At 39.4% G+C, this 19,575-nt stretch carries 19 protein-coding genes; 9 read left to right on the forward strand and 10 right to left on the reverse strand.

What is annotated here, in order from left to right; all coding sequences use genetic code 11:
* Positions 1-72: 72 nt before the first annotated feature.
* From sapA to PPBDW_RS10285, 5 genes are read left to right on the forward strand one after another with little or no spacing between them, the layout of a single operon-like run.
* A complete protein-coding gene (sapA, locus tag PPBDW_RS10265) occupies positions 73-1,692 on the forward strand; it encodes an ABC transporter substrate-binding protein SapA (protein ID WP_036795293.1) in 1,620 nt (539 codons plus the stop codon).
* A 3-nt stretch (positions 1,693-1,695) separates the two neighbouring features.
* A complete protein-coding gene (locus PPBDW_RS10270; protein WP_036795294.1) occupies positions 1,696-2,658 on the forward strand; it encodes an ABC transporter permease in 963 nt (320 codons plus the stop codon).
* Entirely contained in the window at positions 2,645-3,532 is an 888-nt protein-coding gene (gene sapC, locus PPBDW_RS10275; RefSeq protein ID WP_036795295.1) for a putrescine export ABC transporter permease SapC, read from the forward strand. Before PPBDW_RS10270 ends, sapC begins: the two co-directional genes overlap by 14 nt.
* A 1-nt stretch (position 3,533) precedes the next feature.
* Positions 3,534-4,532 (forward strand): peptide ABC transporter ATP-binding protein, encoded by a 999-nt coding sequence (locus PPBDW_RS10280; protein ID WP_036795296.1) that lies wholly within the window; start codon positions 3,534-3,536, stop codon positions 4,530-4,532.
* Positions 4,529-5,353, forward strand: coding sequence for a peptide ABC transporter ATP-binding protein (locus PPBDW_RS10285; RefSeq protein WP_036795297.1), 825 nt, complete (start codon positions 4,529-4,531; stop codon positions 5,351-5,353). The genes PPBDW_RS10280 and PPBDW_RS10285 overlap by 4 nt, the downstream gene beginning before the upstream one ends.
* A 75-nt stretch (positions 5,354-5,428) precedes the next feature.
* Here the strand turns inward: PPBDW_RS10285 and pyrF are convergent, their stop codons facing one another.
* The 7 genes from pyrF to aroA all read right to left on the reverse strand — a co-directional run bounded on the left by pyrF (position 5,429) and on the right by aroA (position 12,215).
* A complete protein-coding gene (pyrF, locus tag PPBDW_RS10290) occupies positions 5,429-6,139 on the reverse strand; it encodes an orotidine-5'-phosphate decarboxylase (protein WP_036795298.1) in 711 nt (236 codons plus the stop codon).
* Between the two features lie 149 nt (positions 6,140-6,288).
* The gene (gene lapB, locus PPBDW_RS10295; RefSeq protein WP_036795299.1) at positions 6,289-7,458 is read right to left on the reverse strand and encodes a lipopolysaccharide assembly protein LapB; all 1,170 of its coding nucleotides are present in this window, start codon (positions 7,456-7,458) and stop codon (positions 6,289-6,291) included.
* Between the two features lie 6 nt (positions 7,459-7,464).
* Entirely contained in the window at positions 7,465-7,749 is a 285-nt protein-coding gene (locus PPBDW_RS10300; RefSeq protein WP_036795300.1) for a LapA family protein, read from the reverse strand.
* Between the two features lie 128 nt (positions 7,750-7,877).
* Positions 7,878-8,168: an integration host factor subunit beta gene (gene ihfB / locus PPBDW_RS10305; protein WP_036795301.1), complete on the reverse strand. Its 291-nt coding sequence runs from the start codon at positions 8,166-8,168 to the stop codon at positions 7,878-7,880.
* An 80-nt stretch (positions 8,169-8,248) separates the two neighbouring features.
* On the reverse strand, positions 8,249-9,919 hold the full coding sequence (gene rpsA / locus PPBDW_RS10310) for a 30S ribosomal protein S1 (protein ID WP_036795303.1): 1,671 nt from the start codon (positions 9,917-9,919) through the stop codon (positions 8,249-8,251).
* Between the two features lie 124 nt (positions 9,920-10,043).
* Complete coding sequence (gene cmk, locus PPBDW_RS10315; RefSeq protein ID WP_036795304.1) at positions 10,044-10,721, reverse strand: (d)CMP kinase; 678 nt, start codon at positions 10,719-10,721, stop codon at positions 10,044-10,046.
* 213 nt (positions 10,722-10,934) lie between these two features.
* Positions 10,935-12,215, reverse strand: a complete 1,281-nt coding sequence (gene aroA, locus PPBDW_RS10320; RefSeq protein WP_036795306.1) for a 3-phosphoshikimate 1-carboxyvinyltransferase — start codon at positions 12,213-12,215, stop codon at positions 10,935-10,937.
* 173 nt (positions 12,216-12,388) lie between these two features.
* On the opposite strand from aroA, the gene PPBDW_RS10325 reads away from it, so the two are divergent.
* Complete coding sequence (locus tag PPBDW_RS10325; protein ID WP_036795307.1) at positions 12,389-12,817, forward strand: nucleotide triphosphate diphosphatase NUDT15; 429 nt, start codon at positions 12,389-12,391, stop codon at positions 12,815-12,817.
* A gap of 81 nt (positions 12,818-12,898) precedes the next feature.
* On the opposite strand, the gene PPBDW_RS10330 is transcribed toward PPBDW_RS10325, so the two are convergent.
* Positions 12,899-14,038 carry a DUF5666 domain-containing protein gene (locus PPBDW_RS10330; protein ID WP_036795308.1) on the reverse strand — a complete coding sequence of 380 codons (1,140 nt, stop codon included), beginning with the start codon at positions 14,036-14,038 and terminating at the stop codon, positions 12,899-12,901.
* A gap of 100 nt (positions 14,039-14,138) precedes the next feature.
* Between PPBDW_RS10330 and PPBDW_RS10335 the strand changes: the two genes are divergently transcribed.
* Genes PPBDW_RS10335 through PPBDW_RS10345 form a run of 3 tightly spaced genes read left to right on the forward strand, consistent with a single transcriptional unit; the run spans position 14,139 to position 16,569 of the window.
* A complete protein-coding gene (locus tag PPBDW_RS10335; RefSeq protein ID WP_036795309.1) occupies positions 14,139-14,810 on the forward strand; it encodes a response regulator transcription factor in 672 nt (223 codons plus the stop codon).
* Positions 14,779-16,029 (forward strand): sensor histidine kinase, encoded by a 1,251-nt coding sequence (locus PPBDW_RS10340; RefSeq protein WP_036795310.1) that lies wholly within the window; start codon positions 14,779-14,781, stop codon positions 16,027-16,029. The genes PPBDW_RS10335 and PPBDW_RS10340 overlap by 32 nt, the downstream gene beginning before the upstream one ends.
* A gap of 15 nt (positions 16,030-16,044) precedes the next feature.
* Positions 16,045-16,569, forward strand: coding sequence for a lipocalin family protein (locus PPBDW_RS10345; protein ID WP_036795311.1), 525 nt, complete (start codon positions 16,045-16,047; stop codon positions 16,567-16,569).
* A 52-nt stretch (positions 16,570-16,621) separates the two neighbouring features.
* On the opposite strand, the gene PPBDW_RS10350 is transcribed toward PPBDW_RS10345, so the two are convergent.
* Both PPBDW_RS10350 and PPBDW_RS10355 read right to left on the reverse strand, forming a co-directional pair.
* Entirely contained in the window at positions 16,622-17,347 is a 726-nt protein-coding gene (locus tag PPBDW_RS10350) for a sulfite exporter TauE/SafE family protein (RefSeq protein ID WP_036795313.1), read from the reverse strand.
* A gap of 86 nt (positions 17,348-17,433) precedes the next feature.
* Entirely contained in the window at positions 17,434-19,485 is a 2,052-nt protein-coding gene (locus PPBDW_RS10355) for an EAL domain-containing protein (RefSeq protein ID WP_036795315.1), read from the reverse strand.
* Positions 19,486-19,575 lie beyond the last annotated feature (90 nt).

Here is a 19,575-nt window from a genome sequence, read left to right on the forward strand (position 1 = left end):
GCTGGATAACTTGGTGAGCGAGATGGAAAATGTTAAATTTAAAAACTTAATTTCAAATAACGCCTATTACATATGAGCGCTTACTATCGTCTTTTTATCGCTAGTTTGGTTTTATTGACCCTTAGTGGGTGTAAGCAACCAGCAAAAGATTCAGTTATTCAACATCGGGGTTTTGTCTATTGTGGCCAAGATACACCGACAACACTTAATCCCCAGTTAACAGACGGTGGGCTAACAGCAGAAACCCTTTCGGCACAAATTTTTGACCGTCTGCTATTACTTGATCCCGTCAGCCATAAGCCATTACCTGATCTTGCTAAAAGCTGGACAGTTAGTGACGACGGATTAGTGTATACATTTACCCTTCGTCAAGGTGTAAAGTTTCAAACCACAACCTGGTTCACACCAACGCGTACCATGAATGCTGATGATGTTGTATTTAGCTTTGAACGCGTAATAAACCCCGATAATCCTTTCCATCATATTTCAGGTGGTCGTTATCCGTGGTTTGAAAGTCTCGGCTTTGCTGATGATATTGAAAGTATTAAAGCGCTGAATCCACACACAGTACAATTTACTCTACGACGTCCTGATAACTCTTTCTTATCAAATTTAGCGACTAGCTATGCGGTTGTATATTCAGCCGAATATGGCAAACAACTGCTAAAATCAGGTCAAATAGGTAAATTGGATAGCCGTCCTATTGGTACTGGACCATTTTATGTTGATCAGTTTATTCCTAACGATCTAATTCGTTTAAAGCACCATATTGGTTATTGGCAAGGTGTCGCACCAATGGAGCAAATTGTGTTTGATATTTCTTCACGTGGCATGGGCAATTTAACTAAATTATTAAGCGCGGAATGTGATGTATTAGCGTCCCCCGTTGCCAGTCAGTTACCGGTGATCACCGACAATGATAACTATGAATTATTGGCACAAGCGGGCATGAACGTGTCATTTTTAGCCTTAAATACCAGTATTGCTCCTTTAAATAATCTCAAAGTGCGTGAAGCCATTAGCTATGCCATTAACAAAAACACCTTATTAAATTCGGTCTATTATGGTACGGCAACCAAAGCAAAAAGCTTATTACCGCCAACATCTTGGGCTTATAACAATGACAGTAAAGCGGTTAATTATAATCCTAAAAAAGCCAAACAATTACTTAAACAAGCAGGTTATAACAGCGATCAAGTATTAACCATGTGGGTACCTTTAGAGTCTCGACCTTACAACCCAAGCCCACAAAAAACGGCAGAACTTATTCAAGCTAACCTCAAAGCAATTGGAATTAATGTTATTATTTATCATCAAGATAACGTTGGTCGTCTTGGCGTTAATGATATGAATAACTACGATATGATGTTAGCTGGCTGGATTGCTGATAATGGTGATCCTGATAATTTCTTACGCCCATTACTCTCTTGTAATGCTAAACATGCTGGGCTAAATGTTGCGAATTGGTGCAATGTTCAATTTGATAATTTACTTGAACTAGCATCACGCACGAATAAAACTCAGCAACGAGTCAACTATTATCAACATGCACAAGATATCCTCGATCAGCAAGTGCCGATCATCCCTCTTGCTCATGGCGTGCATTTTCAAGCGCATAATAAAACACTCGGCGGACTACAAATGAGCCCTTTCGGCTCGCGTTCATTTTCCAGTGTCTATCGGACTGAGTAAAGTATGTTTATCTACACTATACGTCGCTTAAATCTGTTTATTATTACGTTACTCATTCTAACTATCGTTAGTTTTAGCATTTTAAGACTTGATACCCAATTACAATGGGCCTATGAGCCGTTTTGGCAGGGTTGGATCATTTATCTACAAAATTTATTCGCTGGTAACTTAGGTATTAGCCCGTCAGGTATACCTATGAGCGCAGAAATACTCAAAGTTTTTCCCGCAACATTAGAGCTATGCTTTTTTGCTTTTATTTTATCTTTAGTCATTGGTATTCCTTTAGGTACCATTGCTGGCGTCCGTCGCGGCCGTCCTATTGATACAGTAATAAGTTCAATTACATTATTAGGCTACTCTATTCCATTATTTTGGCTAGCAATGTTACTTATCTTACTGTTTTCACTCAACTTAGGCTGGTTACCTGTTTCAGGTCGTTATAGCTTATTGTATCAATTTAACCACGTGACGGGGTTTGCATTGATTGATATTTTGCTCTCCGATAAGCCTTATCGCATGGAAGCTTTCTTTGATGCTGTTAAACACCTTGTTTTGCCTACTATTGTCTTAGCGATGGCACCAACCACTGAGGTCATTCGTTTAACACGCGCATCAATTGCTGAGGTTATGACTAAAAACTATATTAAAGTCGCGCAAACCAAAGGCCTTTCAACCTTTGAAATTGTCCGTCGTCACGGTATGAAAAATGCGATTCCACCCATCATTCCCAAGCTTGGGATGCAGTTTGCAGCAATGATGACATTCGCAATGCTAACCGAATCTATTTTCAACTGGCCCGGTATTGGTCGCTGGCTACTCAATGCAATTGCAGCCCAAAACTATGTTGCAATCCAAGCTGGTGTTATTACTGTTGGTGGATTTATTTTATTAGCTAATATTTTGTCTGATATTGTTGGCGCAATTGTTAATCCGCTGGTAAGGAAGGAATGGTATGCCATCAAATAGTGTTTACCAAGAAGCCACAATCCCTACTCAATGGGAACGATCATGGCAAAATTTCCGTGCTAATTCATTAGCCATGTTTGGTTTGTGGAGCCTACTAGCACTGCTATTAATTACCATTAATGCCCGCTGGTTAGCTCCCTATTCTGCGATAGAGCAAGTCGGTGAGTTACTGATGCCACCGTCATGGGATAATTCAGGCCATGTATCATTCTTTTTTGGTACTGACGATCTTGGGCGCGATATTTTGTCGCGGTTATTGATTGGGAGTCAATTAACCTTCGGCTACGCTTTACTGGTCGCATTTGCATCAAGCGCAATTGGTCTATTAATTGGTATTTTAGCTGGCATGAGTAGCGGCCTTAAGTCTAGCTTTCTTAACCATATTTTAGATACCGTATTATCAATTCCATCATTGTTGCTGGCGATAATTGTTGTTGCATACATGGGACCAGGGGAAACACATATTCTGCTGGCTATTTGGCTAGCATTAATCCCTCGTTTCATTCGTGCCGTATACACAGCCGTGCATGCTGAGGTAGAAAAAGACTACATTATTGCTGCTCGCCTTGATGGTGCTAACAACTTTTATCTCCTTTATAACTCGATATTACCCAATATCTTAACCACAATTACTACTGAAATGACTCGTGCTATCTCAGTTGCCATTATGGATATTGCAGCGCTTGGTTTTCTTGGTTTAGGCGCCCAAGCACCGTTACCTGAATGGGGTGCAATGCTTGGGGATTCAATTGATCTTATTTATCTCGCGCCATGGACAGTGACACTGCCAGGGCTTGCGATTATGTTTAGTGTGTTAGTTATCAACCTTGTTGGTGATGGTATACGCCAAGCACTTAACGCAGGAATTGATTAATATGCCATTACTCGATATACGTAACCTAACCATAGAAATCGATACCCCCCAAGGGATGGTAAAAGCAGTTGATCGCATGAGTATCACCATTAACGAAAGCGAAATTCGTGGCTTAGTTGGTGAATCAGGATCAGGTAAAAGCTTAGTTGCAAAAGCCATTGCCGGCGTATGTAAAGATAACTGGCGAGTAAACGCTGACCGTATGCGCTTAGGTGATGTTGATCTATTAGCGTTGTCGCCTCGCCAACGGCGTAAAATTGTTAGCCGCGAAATCGCGATGATTTTCCAAGAACCATCAACTTGTCTTGATCCATCAGAGCGTATTGGTGAACAACTAGAAGAAGCCATTCCGTCATCATCCTTTAATGGCCGTATTTGGCAGCGTTTTCATTGGCGCCAAAAGCAAGCAATTGCCTTGCTCCATAAAGTCGGTATTAAAGAGCATAAACGCGTAATGCGCAGTTATCCTTATGAATTAACCGATGGCGAATGTCAAAAAGTGATGATTGCGATGGCGATAGCTAACCGTCCTCGATTACTGATTGCTGATGAACCGACTAACGATCTTGATCCTATTACTCAGGCGCAAATTTTCCGACTACTAAGTCGCATGAACCAATTAGGTAACACAACGATCTTATTAGTAAGCCACGATTTAAATACCGTGACTCAATGGGCAGATAGGATCACTGTAATGTATTGTGGGCAATCAGTAGAATCTGGCACTTCTAAGCAACTACTTGAACTCCCTCATCATCCTTATACTGCGGCATTAATGCGCGCAATGCCTGACTTTTCAATGGATGTAAGCCACAAATGTAAGCTAGAAACACTACCGGGCTCTATTCCACCACTACAACATTTACCGATAGGTTGTCGTTTAGGGCCACGATGCCCTTATGCACAACGAAAATGTGTTGAGGTACCTCAGCGCCAAAAAATTAAAAGTCACAAGTTTAGCTGTCATTTTCCGCTAAATATGAAGGATGACAACAAATGAGTTCATTACTTGAAGTTGAAAACCTGAAAAAAGATTACCATTATCGCTCAGGCTTATTTCGTCGCCGTACTATTGAAGCTGTAAAGCCAGTCTCATTTCAACTAAATGCTGGCGAAACAATCGCCCTGTTAGGTGAAAATGGCTCAGGTAAATCCACATTAGCAAAAATGTTAGCTGGCGTAATCACTCCAACAGAAGGGATTGTACGAGTGAATGGTGAACAACTACATCACCATGATTACCAGACTCGCTGCAAACTAATACGGATGATTTTTCAAGACCCCAATACGTCGCTGAATCCCCGTATTCAGATTGGTCGTATTCTAGAGGGTCCGCTAAAGCGTAATACCAACATGACTCCGCAAGCCCGTGAAAAACGTATCATGGATACCCTAAAACGAGTTGGATTATTACCAGAACATGCGTATTTCTACCCACAAATGCTGGCAACAGGACAAAAACAACGTGTTTCCTTAGCGCGTGCGTTGATTTTACAACCTTGTATTATTGTCGCTGATGAAGCGTTAAATGGTTTAGACATGTCAATGCGTTCACAGATGATAAACCTGTTGCTCGAATTGCAAGAAGAGATGGGATTGTCTTATGTGTATGTATCACAACATATGGGCGTGATAAAACATTTCAGTGACAAAGTCATGGTAATGCAAGATGGCGAAGTAGTAGAAAAAGGACGTACCGCTAATGTCTTCGCAAACCCCAAGCACTCGTTAACGCAAAAACTACTTGATAGTCACTTTAGCTCACCAACACGAGAAAAAAGCGGCCGAATACTTAATAGCACTCCAAAAATTAGCTATTAATCATAAAACAAACGCCAGCATTACTACATATTAGTGTAAAAATGCTGGCGTTATCGTTTGCTTAATCGTTAAAAATTAAGCTAATGTTTTATTAATGGCAGCCAATACTGCAGCAGGATCGCTTGCTTGAGTAATTGGACGACCAATCACCAGATAATCAGATCCCGCAGCCATTGCTTCTACAGGCGTCATCACACGACGCTGATCACCAGCTTCACTACCGACAGGACGAATACCCGGGGTGACTAATTTAAACTGTTGTCCAAGCTGCGCTTTCAACAAACTCGCTTCTTGTGCTGAACAAACCACCCCATCAAGACCACTATTTTTAGTTAATGTTGCTAAATTCAATACTTGTTGTTGTGGCTGGCATGAAATACCAATACCCGCTAAATCATTCGCTTCCATACTTGTCAGTACCGTCACACCAATTAATAGTGGTCGATCTTTACCATAGGGTTCTAGAATCTCACGCGATGCCGTCATCATCCGCTCACCACCACTGGCGTGGACATTTACCATCCATACACCTAATTCAGCAGCAGCTCTCACCGCTTTCGAACAAGTGTTTGGAATATCATGAAATTTCAAGTCTAGAAATACAGAATGACCCCGATCATGCAATTGACGCACAAAGTCAGGGCCAAAAAAAGTGAACATCTCTTTACCGACTTTTAAACGGCAGCTTCCCGGCTCAATACGATCGACAAAAGCGAGTGCCTCATTATGATTATCATAATCAAGGGCAACGATTACTTTAGGGTCTGTTACTTTAGCGTCTAGCATTGAGGCTCCTATTATATCTAAATACATCCACTGTGCGGTTGTCCCAACCGCCGGCAGGATTCTACATCAATTGATTAAATTTGATAGCTACAACTACAAAAAAACCAGTACATAACTGCACTGGTTTTAGAAAAAACATTCGATGGTCATTATTCACCATCAAGCCCTCGAATTGGCTTTATTTGTCCCCAGCTCTTACAAGATGGACACTGCCAATACAATGAATGAGTAGCAAAGCCACATTGACGACAACGATAGCGAGGCTTCACCTTAAGCTGTTCACCCACTAAGTGGCGTAAACTGGTTAAACTTTCTTTAGCACGACCTTCTTCAGCTTCATCAAGATGATATTCCATCAATTGATAAAAACCTTTCATGGTCGGATTTTTTTGAAGTTGGCGGGTCATAAAAGACTGCGCCGTTACTGCACCGTCATGCTTGGCAATTTCATCAGCGAGCATTAACTCGGCACTTGCCCCTGCTTTTTGTTCGACACAATGTTGTAAAAACTTTAGCCATGCATTTTGATTGTGCATCGCTTCATAACACTCAAGTAGTAGCGGTAAAGCTTCGCCAACAAACTCAATATCTTGATCTGAGATCCTTTCTAAAATTTTTGCTGCTTGCTTATATTCTTGTTGTTTAACTTGTATTTTAGCCATTGCAATCGAGGCACGCACACAATGTTTATCCACTGACAGTGCTTTTTTTAATAACTGAATCGCTTTATCTTGATTCTGAGCACTAAGCTCAAGCATGGAGAGTTCGCACCAATAATGGGCAATATCGTGCTTTAATTTAGTTTTACCTAATTTCACCAACTGGGTTGCCATCTCAATGGCTTTTTCCCACTCACGTGTTTGTTGATAAATAGCTAATAACTGTTGTAATGCTGGCTTTCGATAATCAGGCTCATCCAGCAACTGCTCAAAAATACGCTCAGCACGATCAAAAAAACCGGCAGCCATATAATCTTTTGCTAATTGTTGTAAGGCTAAATTGCGCTGTTCAATCGATAAATTAGGTCTGGCTATCAAATTTTGGTGAATACGAATGGCGCGATCGACCTCTCCTCTGCTGCGGAATAAATTACCGAGAGCAAGATGAGTATCAATAGTTTCACTGTCAACCTGAAGCAACTCAATAAACAGGTCTACTGCTTTATCAGATTCATCTGATAACAGCATATTAAGACCTGTTACATATTGGCGAGATAAGTGGTCAGACTTTTCTTGCTTTTGGTTACTTGCGCTCCTGTTACCCATATACCAACCGTAAGCGGCAGCAATAGGTAAAAGTAGGAACAACAATTCAAGCATTAATTCTTATTCCTTAATAGGCTTAGCACGAAGTTGATCAAGTTCTTGCTGTTGCTTCGTTACTTTTTTCATTAAACGATTTTTAGCAAAACGAGCTTTAAGATATAAAGTACCACAAATCACCCAGCCAATAACAAAACCAGCACCAAATGCTGTGCCTAATAGCGTAGAAAGTTGAAATTCACCCTGAGCGATTAAATAATCAAAGCTAACCATTATTTGATTTTGAGCACCAAGAGCCAGAGTGATTAAAAAGGCAGCTACTAGAACAATAATTCCTAAAATCTTCATCGTGAATCCTCTCACTAAATCTAAATTATAATTACTGATTATGCAGTAATTTTACTGATCAAACCATGATCTATAGACATAAAAAAACGGCATACCGAGAGGATGCCGTTTTTTTGTTCTATTCGCGGTTAAGCAGCTATCGATGCATTAACACGGTCACGTAATTCCTTTCCTGGCTTGAAGTGAGGAACGTACTTGCCGTCCAACTCAACTTTATCACCTGTCTTTGGATTACGGCCAACGCGAGGAGCACGGTAATGTAAAGAGAAGCTACCAAAGCCACGGATCTCAATACGATCACCTTCAGCAAGTGTGTTCGCCATATGTTCAAGGATATCCTTGATTGCATCTTCTACCTGTTTGGCAGAAAGATGTGTTTGTTGACTACATAGTCTTTCAATTAATTCAGACTTTGTCATAAACACTCCGTTTTAGTAAGTTTCTCAATAGTATAGCCGTTTAGAGGGAAAAAGCTAAAGCGATTTCCCTCAACGCTCAATTATTCGCCTTTAGCAGCTTTGAAAGCGTCAGCCATAGCATTACCAAACGCAGCATCGTCAGCTTTGTTTAGTGTAGCCATTGCTTCTTGCTCTTCAGCAACGTCTTTAGCACGTACAGAAAGGTTGATTACGCGGTTCTTACGGTCAACGCCTGTGAATTTAGCTTCAACAGAATCGCCAACAGAAAGAACTAGAGTTGCGTCTTCAACACGGTCTACAGATGCTTCAGAAGCGCGTAGGTAACCTTCGATGCCTTCGCCTAGCTCAACAGTTGCGCCTTTAGCGTCAACAGCGATAACTTTACCAGTTACTAGAGCACCTTTCTTAGTATCAGCTACGAAGCTGTTGAATGGGTCTTCTTCGATTTGCTTAACGCCTAGAGAGATACGCTCACGCTCTGCGTCAACTGCAAGAACTACTGCAGAAATTTCGTCGCCTTTCTTGAAGTCACGAACTGCGTCTTCACCAGAAACATTCCAAGAAATGTCAGATAGGTGAACTAGACCGTCGATGCCGCCTTCAAGACCGATGAAGATACCGAAATCAGTGATTGACTTGATCTTACCAGTTACTTTGTCGCCCTTAGCTTGCATTTCTGCAAATGACTGCCATGGGTTAGCTTTACACTGCTTAAGACCTAAAGAGATACGACGACGCTCTTCGTCGATATCAAGAACCATAACTTCAACTTCATCGCCCACGTTAACAACTTTAGATGGGTGGATGTTTTTGTTAGTCCAATCCATTTCAGAAACGTGAACAAGACCTTCAACGCCTTCTTCGATTTCAACGAAGCAGCCGTAGTCAGTAAGGTTAGTTACGCGACCAGTAAGCTTAGTGCTTTCTGGGTAACGCTTAGCGATTGCAACCCATGGATCTTCGCCAAGTTGCTTAAGACCTAGTGATACGCGAGTACGCTCACGGTCGAACTTAAGAACTTTAACGTTGATTTCATCGCCAACATTAACGATTTCAGAAGGGTGCTTAACACGCTTCCAAGCCATGTCAGTGATGTGTAGAAGACCGTCAACACCGCCAAGATCAACGAATGCGCCGTAGTCAGTAAGGTTCTTAACGATACCTTTAACTTCCATGCCTTCTTGTAGAGAAGCAAGTAGCTCATCACGTTCAACACTGTTCTCAGACTCGATAACAGCACGACGTGAAACAACAACGTTGTTGCGCTTCTGGTCAAGCTTGATTACTTTGAACTCAAGTTCTTTGTTTTCTAGGTGAGCAGTGTCGCGAACTGGACGTACGTCTACTAGTGAACCTGGTAGGAACGCACGGATGCCGTTAAGTTCAACTGTGAAGCCGCCCTTAACTTTACCGTTGATGATACCAACAACTGTTTCAGCATCTTCATAAGCTTTTTCAAGCTGGATCCAAGCTTCGTGACGCTTAGCTTTCTCACGAGAAAGTTTAGTTTCACCAAAACCATCTTCGATCGCGTCAAGAGCAACGTCAACCTGAGCGCCTACTTCGATTTCTAGTTCGCCAGCAGCGTTCTTGAATTCTTCAACAGGAATAGATGACTCAGATTTTAGACCAGCGTCAACTAGTACGTAACCGTTTTCGATAGCGATTACAGTACCTTTAACGATTGCACCTGGGCGAGTTTCAACTAGGTTTAGCGACTCTTCAAAGAGTTGAGCAAAAGATTCAGTCATTTAATTAATCTTCAATATGATAAACAACCATGGGTATCCTACCGCATGGGGTTGATAATAAAGTCAGTTATCATCCATGACACCGACGTTATTTAGCTGCTTACGCAACTAAATATGGATTCGTTTATTTTAGCTTAGCATCAACATATGCCAAGACTTTTTCTAATACTTGTTCAATTGACATTTCAGTTGAATCAAGTACCAAAGCGTCATCAGCAGGGCGTAAAGGCGCTACAGCACGATTACGATCGCGGTAGTCTCGCTCCTGAATTTCGCTCAAAAGGCTGCTAAAGCTAACATCTAAGCCCTTTTTTTGCAACTGATTCATGCGGCGAGTTGCACGTTCTTCAGCACTAGCATCTAAGAAGATTTTCACTTCTGCCGATGTAAACACTACGGTACCCATGTCGCGGCCATCAGCAACCAAGCCTGGTTGCTCACTAAATGCACGCTGGCGGCGCAATAATGCTTCACGCACTCGCGGTAATGCCGCGACTTTTGATGCCGCATTGCCTACTTTCTCAGTACGGAGTGTATCTGAAACATCTTCGCCTTCGAGAATGACTCGCACCAATTCACCTTCAGCAACAAACTGAACATCAAGATGTGCAGCAAGTGGTACCAAAGCCTCTTCTGATTCAGTATCTACACCATGATGAAGTGCTGCAAGTGCAAGAACACGATAAATCGCGCCAGAATCAAGCAGATTCCAGCCAAGTTTTTCTGCTAACAGCATACATAGTGTGCCTTTACCAGCACCACTTGGCCCATCAACAGTAATGACTGGAGCATGAGTAGACATAAGTTTTCTCCGAATATGGATCCGTAATAGCGGCAACTTAACCTAAATAAAGGTTAGCCATCAAACGGTGGCACATTATACGGAAAAAAATCTTAAATTTATATAGTTATTCCCTATCTATCATACCTTTTTATACTAAATAAAAAGCCTGATGCAATCACATCAGGCTTAATACGAGTGTAAATTTATATATCAATAATCAACTACTCAAAACTACGCACTTAAGCTCTGCAGCTTAATAAAATAATCTGGGAATGTTTTTGAGGTACACTTAGGATCATTGATCGTCACCGCGGTATCACTTAATGCCACCAGCGAAAAACACATCGCCATTCGATGATCATCATAAGTATCAATCACTGCATGGTTAAGCTTTGTTGGTGGCGTAATAGTAATGTAATCACTGCCCTCTTCTACCTCCGCACCTACTTTGCGTAATTCGGTTGCCATAGCAGCAAGACGGTCTGTTTCTTTTACGCGCCAGTTATAAACATTACGAATTGAAGTTGTGCCTTTAGCAAACAATGCTGTTGTTGCTATTGTCATCGCTGCATCTGGAATATGATTAAAATCCATATCAACAGCGGTTAATTTACCACAACGAGCAATGACGTAATCATCACCCCATTCAATATCAGCCCCCATAGCGGTAAGTGCGTCTGCAAATTGAATGTCACCTTGAATACTATTTTTGCCAATACCCGTTACTTTTATCGCCCCACCTTTAATGGCAGCCGCTGCTAAAAAATACGAGGCTGATGAAGCATCACCTTCAACCAAAAACTCTCCCGGTGATTGGTACTGCTGGCAACCTTTAACGACAAACTGTTGGTAATCACGGTTTTCAACCTTAACTCCAAATTGCGCCATAATATGTAAGGTAATATCAATATAAGGTTTCGAAACCAAATCACCTTTAATAGTGATCACCGTATCAGCGCTAGCAAGTGGCGCCGCCATTAAAAATGCAGTTAAAAATTGGCTTGAAATCGAACCATCAATTTCAACCTCACCGCCATTTAAGCCAGTACCAATAATCTTTAATGGTGGGTAGTGTTCATTTTCAAGATAAGTGATCTCAGCGCCAGCACTACGTAGAGCATCAACAAGATGACCGATTGGGCGCTCTTTCATTCTTGGCTCACCAGTCAATATATATTCACCAGTGCCGAGACACAGTGCGGCCGCTAATGGTCGCATTGCGGTGCCTGCATTACCTAAATATAATTCAAGCGGTTCTGTCGCAATAAAGGCATGCCCTAAACCATCAACTTCACATTCGGTTTTATCTGCTGATAACCGATAATTAACCCCAAGTTGCTTTAATCCATTAAGCATATGGCGAATATCATCACTATCTAATAAGTTAGTTAAGCGTGTTGTACCTTGTGCTAAAGCCGCTAATAACAAAGCCCTATTTGAGACACTTTTAGATCCTGGTAAATTCACTTCGCCATTAACTTTGGCAATCGGTTGTAAGGTTAAACTTTCCATTTATTATTCTTCCAATCCTAATTTTTCTTATCTAGCAGAGTACCCAATAATGTCGCTGTTATCTAGCGACAGTTTTTTATATTTTTGATAACTCTATTAAATATAGTTCCACCATCTACTTACTAATTGCGGTAAAGTAGTTGTATATAACATGGCTAAATCTTGGAGTAATAATGAATGCTGTAACACCCATGGTTGGGATTGGGATTATTATTGTTAATCAATACGGTCAAATATTAATTGGTAAACGTAAAAATAGTCATGCACCGTATTATTCTATTCCCGGCGGACACATGGAATTAGGCGAAACATTCAGCCAATGCGCTATTCGTGAAGTTGAAGAAGAAACTGGACTCACTATTTATCAACCACAAGTGTTCGCTGTAACCAATAACCTCACGACTTATCATGAATCAGGTAAGCATTATATTAGTATCGCTCTACTCGCAACTCAATTTAGCGGCGAATTAACCTTAAAAGAACCGGATAAATGTGAGGGCTGGCAGTGGATCGATCCAACTAAGGTACCTTCACCACAATTTGATGCTAGCGAACAATCAATTCAATGTTACTTAGAACAACGTTTTTGTATCAATGAATAGTCACTATAAATAAAACCGCTCTCTTAAAATGCAAAAAGCGCCTCAATAATAGGCGCTTTTGTAGCAATGATTACGGTTTAGTTAGTCGTCTTCACGCTCGATTTCACGCGCAACGTAACGAGTACCAATAATCACACCTTCAACTTCAACTTTATGATAACTAATATTATCTTTATTTAAACCATCATCAAACTCAGTGTAAGCATCAATATGAACCACTTTTTTATTGATAGTAAAAGTATTATCCTGACTCACAATTGATGGTTGACCAATATATTCAAATTCACGCCAAGAGTCGCCAAAATCACCATCGAAATCATTTTCAAATTCAATCTCGCGCGCGATGCCATTCACAGCTGTAACTTCAATCATTACTCCAACATTTAAGTTAGCTTTAGTACCATCTTCAAAGCGAGTAACTCCTGTCACCATAAATCGACCACGGGCATTTAACTCAAACTGGCTTTTATCACGGCTCACCCAGGTTACGACACCTTCAATTTCATTGTCATTATCGAAATCATCATAGGTTTCGACTTCAACTTCCGCGGCATTAAAGGTGTTACCACTCATTTGACCTTTTACTTCAACCCACTGACCATTTTGCAATTTCGCATTATCTTCAATTACGGCACCGCTATAATCAACGTTAGTTGCAGCACCTAATACAAATGATTTAACGTTCGGATCTAGTGCTGATAAGCGCCCTTCAACTTCATACTGACCAACAATACCCTCATGCTCAAATTTCACGACTGAAAGTACTTTATAGCCAAGACCAGCGTCAGTTGCTTGTGGTAACGATGACACCATCACCCAATCACCAACGTCAATATGTTGATTAAGCAAGAATTTTAATGTCGCACCATTAACAACAAATGTTGACTTAGCACGATCAATATTTGTAACCCTACCTACCATGGTTGGTTCTAATTGAACTTGTGCCCCGACTTTTGATGAAGTAGAAACAGCAACCATCATGTCTTGTTGAAGATCATTAATTGTAAACTGGGTATCTGTACCATACGCTACTGACGCTACGTTATAACTGTGACCATTAACTTCTATCGTATTAGCGCCAACATTAACGGCATTAATTGTACCTTGAACAGCTTGTGGCTTGGTCTCAACAGGCGGTTGAGGTGAAGCACTATCATCACCGCCACCACCACAACCAGTAAGAACGAAACCAACCAATGTCGCTAATGTGATTTTCTTCATGAATACAAACCTTTTTATGAACAAATTATGAATATTGTTTTATTGGCGCGTATACTACCCCCTCAAACGTGAAGTATTCGTGAAGAGCGTAATTGAACAGATGAAAATTCTTATTGTTGATGATAACCATCAGATTGTTGAAACTATTGCTGATTACTTAGAACTAGAAGGTATGACAGTTGATTGTGCCTATCATGGACAAGCGGCATTAACGTTTGTTGAAAATAACCATTATGATGTCATCATCATGGATATCATGATGCCTAAAATAGATGGTATTGCTGCAGTACAAAAAATACGTAACGAAATCTATTGCGGCACTCCGATTCTTTTCTTAACCGCTAAAGATACCCTAGAGGATAAAGTTGCAGCCTTTAAAGCAGGTGGGGACGATTATCTATTAAAACCTTTTGCGATGGAAGAACTGTGCTTACGACTATATGCCTTAGCAAATCGAGGTCCTAGACAAGATATTGGACTATTAAAATACGCTGATATTGTAATGAATAACCGTAGCGATCAAGTCAGTCGTGATGGAAAAACCATCAAGTTAAGTCGTATTCAATTTAAAATACTTAAAGTGTTATTACACCATGCACCCAATATTGTTAGTCGCCAACAAGTAATTGATACGGTCTGGGGAGAAGAGTCCCCATCTAGCGACGCTTTACGTAGCCATATTTATGGTTTACGCAACGCAATTGATAAAGATTTTGCCACTTCACGATTAGAGACAATTCATGGACAAGGTTACCGCATCAAAACCGAATAATTTTCCAAGTATTTACCGTAAGGTTGGCTTAAGTTTTGGATTAATGACATTTGGCATGTTTGTTTTATTCTGGGTCGTCATTTATGTTGCAGAAAATCAATTAGAGATTATTAGTCTTCATCATTGGCTAGATAAAGAATCAAGCCAATATATTATTGATTATAAAGAAATGGGTGAGAATGCCCCCCTACCTAATAATAGTGAATTTAAAAGTTATTGGAGTGAGAAATCATTACCAAATTGGATAAAAAAATACAATAAGCCAGGTTTTTTTGAGCATTTACGTGGTACGGAAGATAAACATTTTTTAGTCTTTGATCACCCATCAGGAAGAGGACTAATGTATGTTATTTATCAAGATGATGCCGATGATTATCTTGATGACTATGAAGATAGCCTGCATTATTTCACCTTCATTTTTGGGCTACTACTATCGTTAATCATGGGTGGATACAGCTTCTATTTTGTACGTTCTTTATCACAGCCATTAGCCAAAATAGATCAGAAAATTCGCCAAATGCCGCCTGATCAACCAAACTTTGAAGTTGAAACGCAATACCGTGAAACACGAGAGATTGAACAAGCATTACTTGATAGTAAAAACAATATTGCTGGCTTTTTTCAACGTGAAAAAGAGTTTAGTCGTTTTGCATCCCATGAATTACGTACTCCAATCATGGTGATTCAAGGCTCAGCTGATTTACTCAATAAAGTACCCAACCAACCTAACGTTGCCAAAAAAGCGATAAATAGATTACATCAAGCTAGTGACGATATGCGGATCTTAACCGAGACATTTTTATTGTTAGGTAAAGAATCAATTGAAAAGCATCATTTTAGCCAGTGTGATCTTGCCGCTCAGCTTCGTCAGCAACTAATTGTAATGGAGCCTTTATTTGCTAAACAAGACGCGAGCTACTATCTTGAGATTAATCATGCAGCGACTATTAGTGCCCCTCTCAGTTTTATTACTATCATCATTAATAATCTGATAAAAAATGCATTTAGCTACAGTATTGGTGATATAGAAATAAAATTGGTACATGAGCAACTGATAATCATCAATCGCCATGATGGTAATGAAATCTATAACCAAGGCTATGGCTGCGGATTGGTTATCGTGCAACGTATTTGTGAGCGCATGCAATGGCCGTTCACGATTACAGATAATGAGGTCACTTTTACCGCTAAGGTTACTTTCTCATCACCACAGCCATAGATTAAGGAATATTGGATGCTTGCTTATATTAAATGGTTTTGCAGTATCAGCTTATTAAGCATGATTAGCGGCTGTACTACAGGCAAGCCCAATAACGTTGAACCAATTACAAATTTTGATGTAAATCGTTATTTAGGCCAATGGTATGAAATAGCGAGATTGGATCATAGTTTTGAACGCGGTTTAGATCAGGTAACTGCGACTTATAGTCTAAATACAGATAAAACGATCAACGTTATTAACCGCGGTTTTGATAGTGCTAATCAACAATGGCAACAGGCACAAGGCAAAGCAAAATTTGTTAAACAACCAAACATTGGCTATCTCAAAGTGTCTTTCTTTGGACCCTTTTATGGTAGCTATATTATCTTTGCCCTTGAAAAGGATTATTCTGCAGCGCTAGTCAGTAGCTATAACTATGACTATTTATGGATTTTAGCACGCGAAAAAAACATATCACCGAAATTACTCACTCACTACCTTACCCTCGCTAAGCAAGCAGGATTTGATACTGATAAATTTATTTATCCTCAACAATAACTAAACCTATATTATTATCATTCATAACTTATTAACTCAGAATATTATTGTTCTAACGGAACACATGTAGCCCTTGTGATAATGAAACAACAGCAGACAACGAACATAATACTAATACTCCATATTGCATCACCTGTTTTTTGATTTTATTACGGACGCGATAAGCAATAAGACTAGCAATTATAGGGGCAGGTAACAGCCATACAATAGAGCTAAAATCAGCCATTGTGAACCGTCCTGAATAATGAAGTGCGACCAATGAAATAACACCTGTTACACAAAAAAACGCAGCTAAATTAGCGCGAATACTTTCTGGCTCTTCATCTTGCATCAGCAAAGCAATCGGTGGGCCACCAATTCCTGTCGCTGTGCCTGTTACACCCGAAATAAAACCACCAATAAACAAATTAAGTGATGTTGGCGCTAAGCGTAATTTAGCTAAACTTAATATCACTGCCGCTAATACCGTCACTCCCAGCATAATCTCTAATTGATCGGTAGAGATCACCATTAATACATAAGCAGCAACTAATGTACCTGGTAAGCGTCCTAAAAAAGCAAAGATTAAAAAACGAAGTGATACAGCATGACGATACTGATACCACACAATTGCAGACATAAACATACCGATAAAAACAACGGCACTCGGCATTAAACGCGGCTCAAGTAATAAAATAAATGGCCCAGCAAGAACTCCCATACCAAAACCGAGAGCACTTTGGATAAAACATCCACAAATAAATACCAATAAACAAGCGAAAAAGATAAGTGGATCCATAACATTCTTATACAGTGAAAGACTGTTAATAATCCTACTCTTTATTTTTACTCATAAAGTACAATCAGCGCTTAACAAATGAAATCTTAGATTGAAAAGCAGTCTTGCTTCGTAACATTTTCATCCTTTAACGCTACAGTTTTAGTCCACGCTAAAGCATTATCAAGCGGCATTGGCTTAGCAAAATAAAATCCTTGGCAAATATCAATACCGCACTGCTGCACGAAGTGTTTTTCAGCCTCAGTTTCCACACCTTCAGCAACCAATACACAACCAGTTACTTCGCTAATTTTAGCTAAAAGCTGATATAAACTTTTTTCACGCTCATTTTCAATATTAAACAATAATGATCGATCTAACTTCACCTTATCAAAATTGAATTTGAGTAAATGAGGAAAAGAAGCATAACCTGAGCCAAAATCATCAATGGCAATTGTTATACCTAATGCTTGCAATACTGCAATATTCTCAGAAACTTGTTTATCATTATCAATAATTGCTTCTTCTGTGATCTCTATTTCCAGTACCTGCGGTGAAATATCATAATAACTTAAGCGTTCAACAATATATGCCACAATATGTTTATCAGAAATTGTTTCTGCTGAAACATTAATTGCCACTTTACAATTTTTCTCTAATGGCATTTTTTGGATATCAATTAATACTAAATCAATAACCATTTGATCCAACTGTTTTATGGCACCTAATTGCTGAAAATCTTGAATAAAGACTGGTGGCCATAATTTTCCTTCAGGATCTTTATAGCGAATAAGAGATTCAAAAGATAAACAATGCTCATTATTCAAATGTACCTGTGGCTGATAATGCATAATAAACTCGCCACGACTAAGCATTCGACTCACACGGCGACTGATATCATGTTTATTGATATAGCTACTCATTGCTTGGTTAACATCACCTAAAAATGACTTTAATGTGCTGCGGTCAAGCTCGTGCTGCCGACTTATTGTCATATTATTATTTTGACTTCTTCCCACATAATGAAGGTAAAAAGGTCGATAAATACCAATACCAATTATGACCACCACAACTTGCAATAACACACCAGATAAACTGTGTTGAGTTGCAATATAGCCACTAATAAAAGGCGGTGTCATCCAATCAACAATAGTACTGACTGGATTCACTAATCCAAATGTAATTGCGCCATATACAACCACAAAACTAACCAATGGTACCAACACAAAAGGTATAATTAATATAGGATTAAAAATAATGGGTAAACCAAAGAGTAATAGTTCATTTATATTAAATATCACTAACGGTAAAGCTGATAAAGCCAAGGTAATATGCCGTTTCTCTTTTGAAAATAATAAAACACATAACAACAGACTAATGGTATTTCCAGAACCTCCCATTGATAAAAAAGCATCATAGAAACCCTGCCCTAACACATTTAAAGAGGCTTCCCCTGCTTGCCAATCAGCAATATTTTGTTGGGTATTTTCAAATAGTTGTTGTTTGGCTCTAAAAAGGAAATTATGTCCATTAATACCAATTGCACCTAATAATCCTAAAATAAATTGATACGATAAACCGCCATAAAATGTTAATGGATTAAGAGAAAGGTCATGTCGCACGTATTCACTTAAGGCTATAATAATTTTAGTTAGTTTTGCCAAGGCCACAGTGAAAAGCAGGAAACAAAAAAAGTGTAATACATGCTTATAAAGCGTGTTTACAAAATCAATTCGTGAAGGATCTAATGGAAAGAGACGAAATGAGATACAACATATTGCAGATATCATTGCAGCAAGTAACGCTATCAATGGATTATTAGGCAAACCACTCTGTGCTGAAACTAATTCGTTAGGGACGGATACTGCAATGAATAGCAATAATGAATATGGCACTACCACCATTGCATTCACGCCATGTTTAGTTGCAATATAATAGCTAGTGATTAAACACAGTGCTATAGGATAAATACCAATTAATAAGTTAGAAAAATAAAAAAAATTATTGGCTAGATCACTCAACTGAGCCAAATTTAATCCATGGCCAACAAATAGCGTAATCGCATTACAAATAATTAAAGGCAGTAATAATAAGAAAACAATCGAAATATCACGGATATAATCGTTGTAATATGATTTTAATACTGAGCTTTTGTACATACGTTCACATAGCAATAGAAATTAGCCATGGATTATATATAGCAATTTTAAAGGCTCAATCAAAAACATTGTAACTAGGTATTACTTATT

The organism is Photobacterium kishitanii, from assembly GCF_000613045.3.
Taxonomy (GTDB): Bacteria; Pseudomonadota; Gammaproteobacteria; order Enterobacterales; family Vibrionaceae; genus Photobacterium; species Photobacterium kishitanii.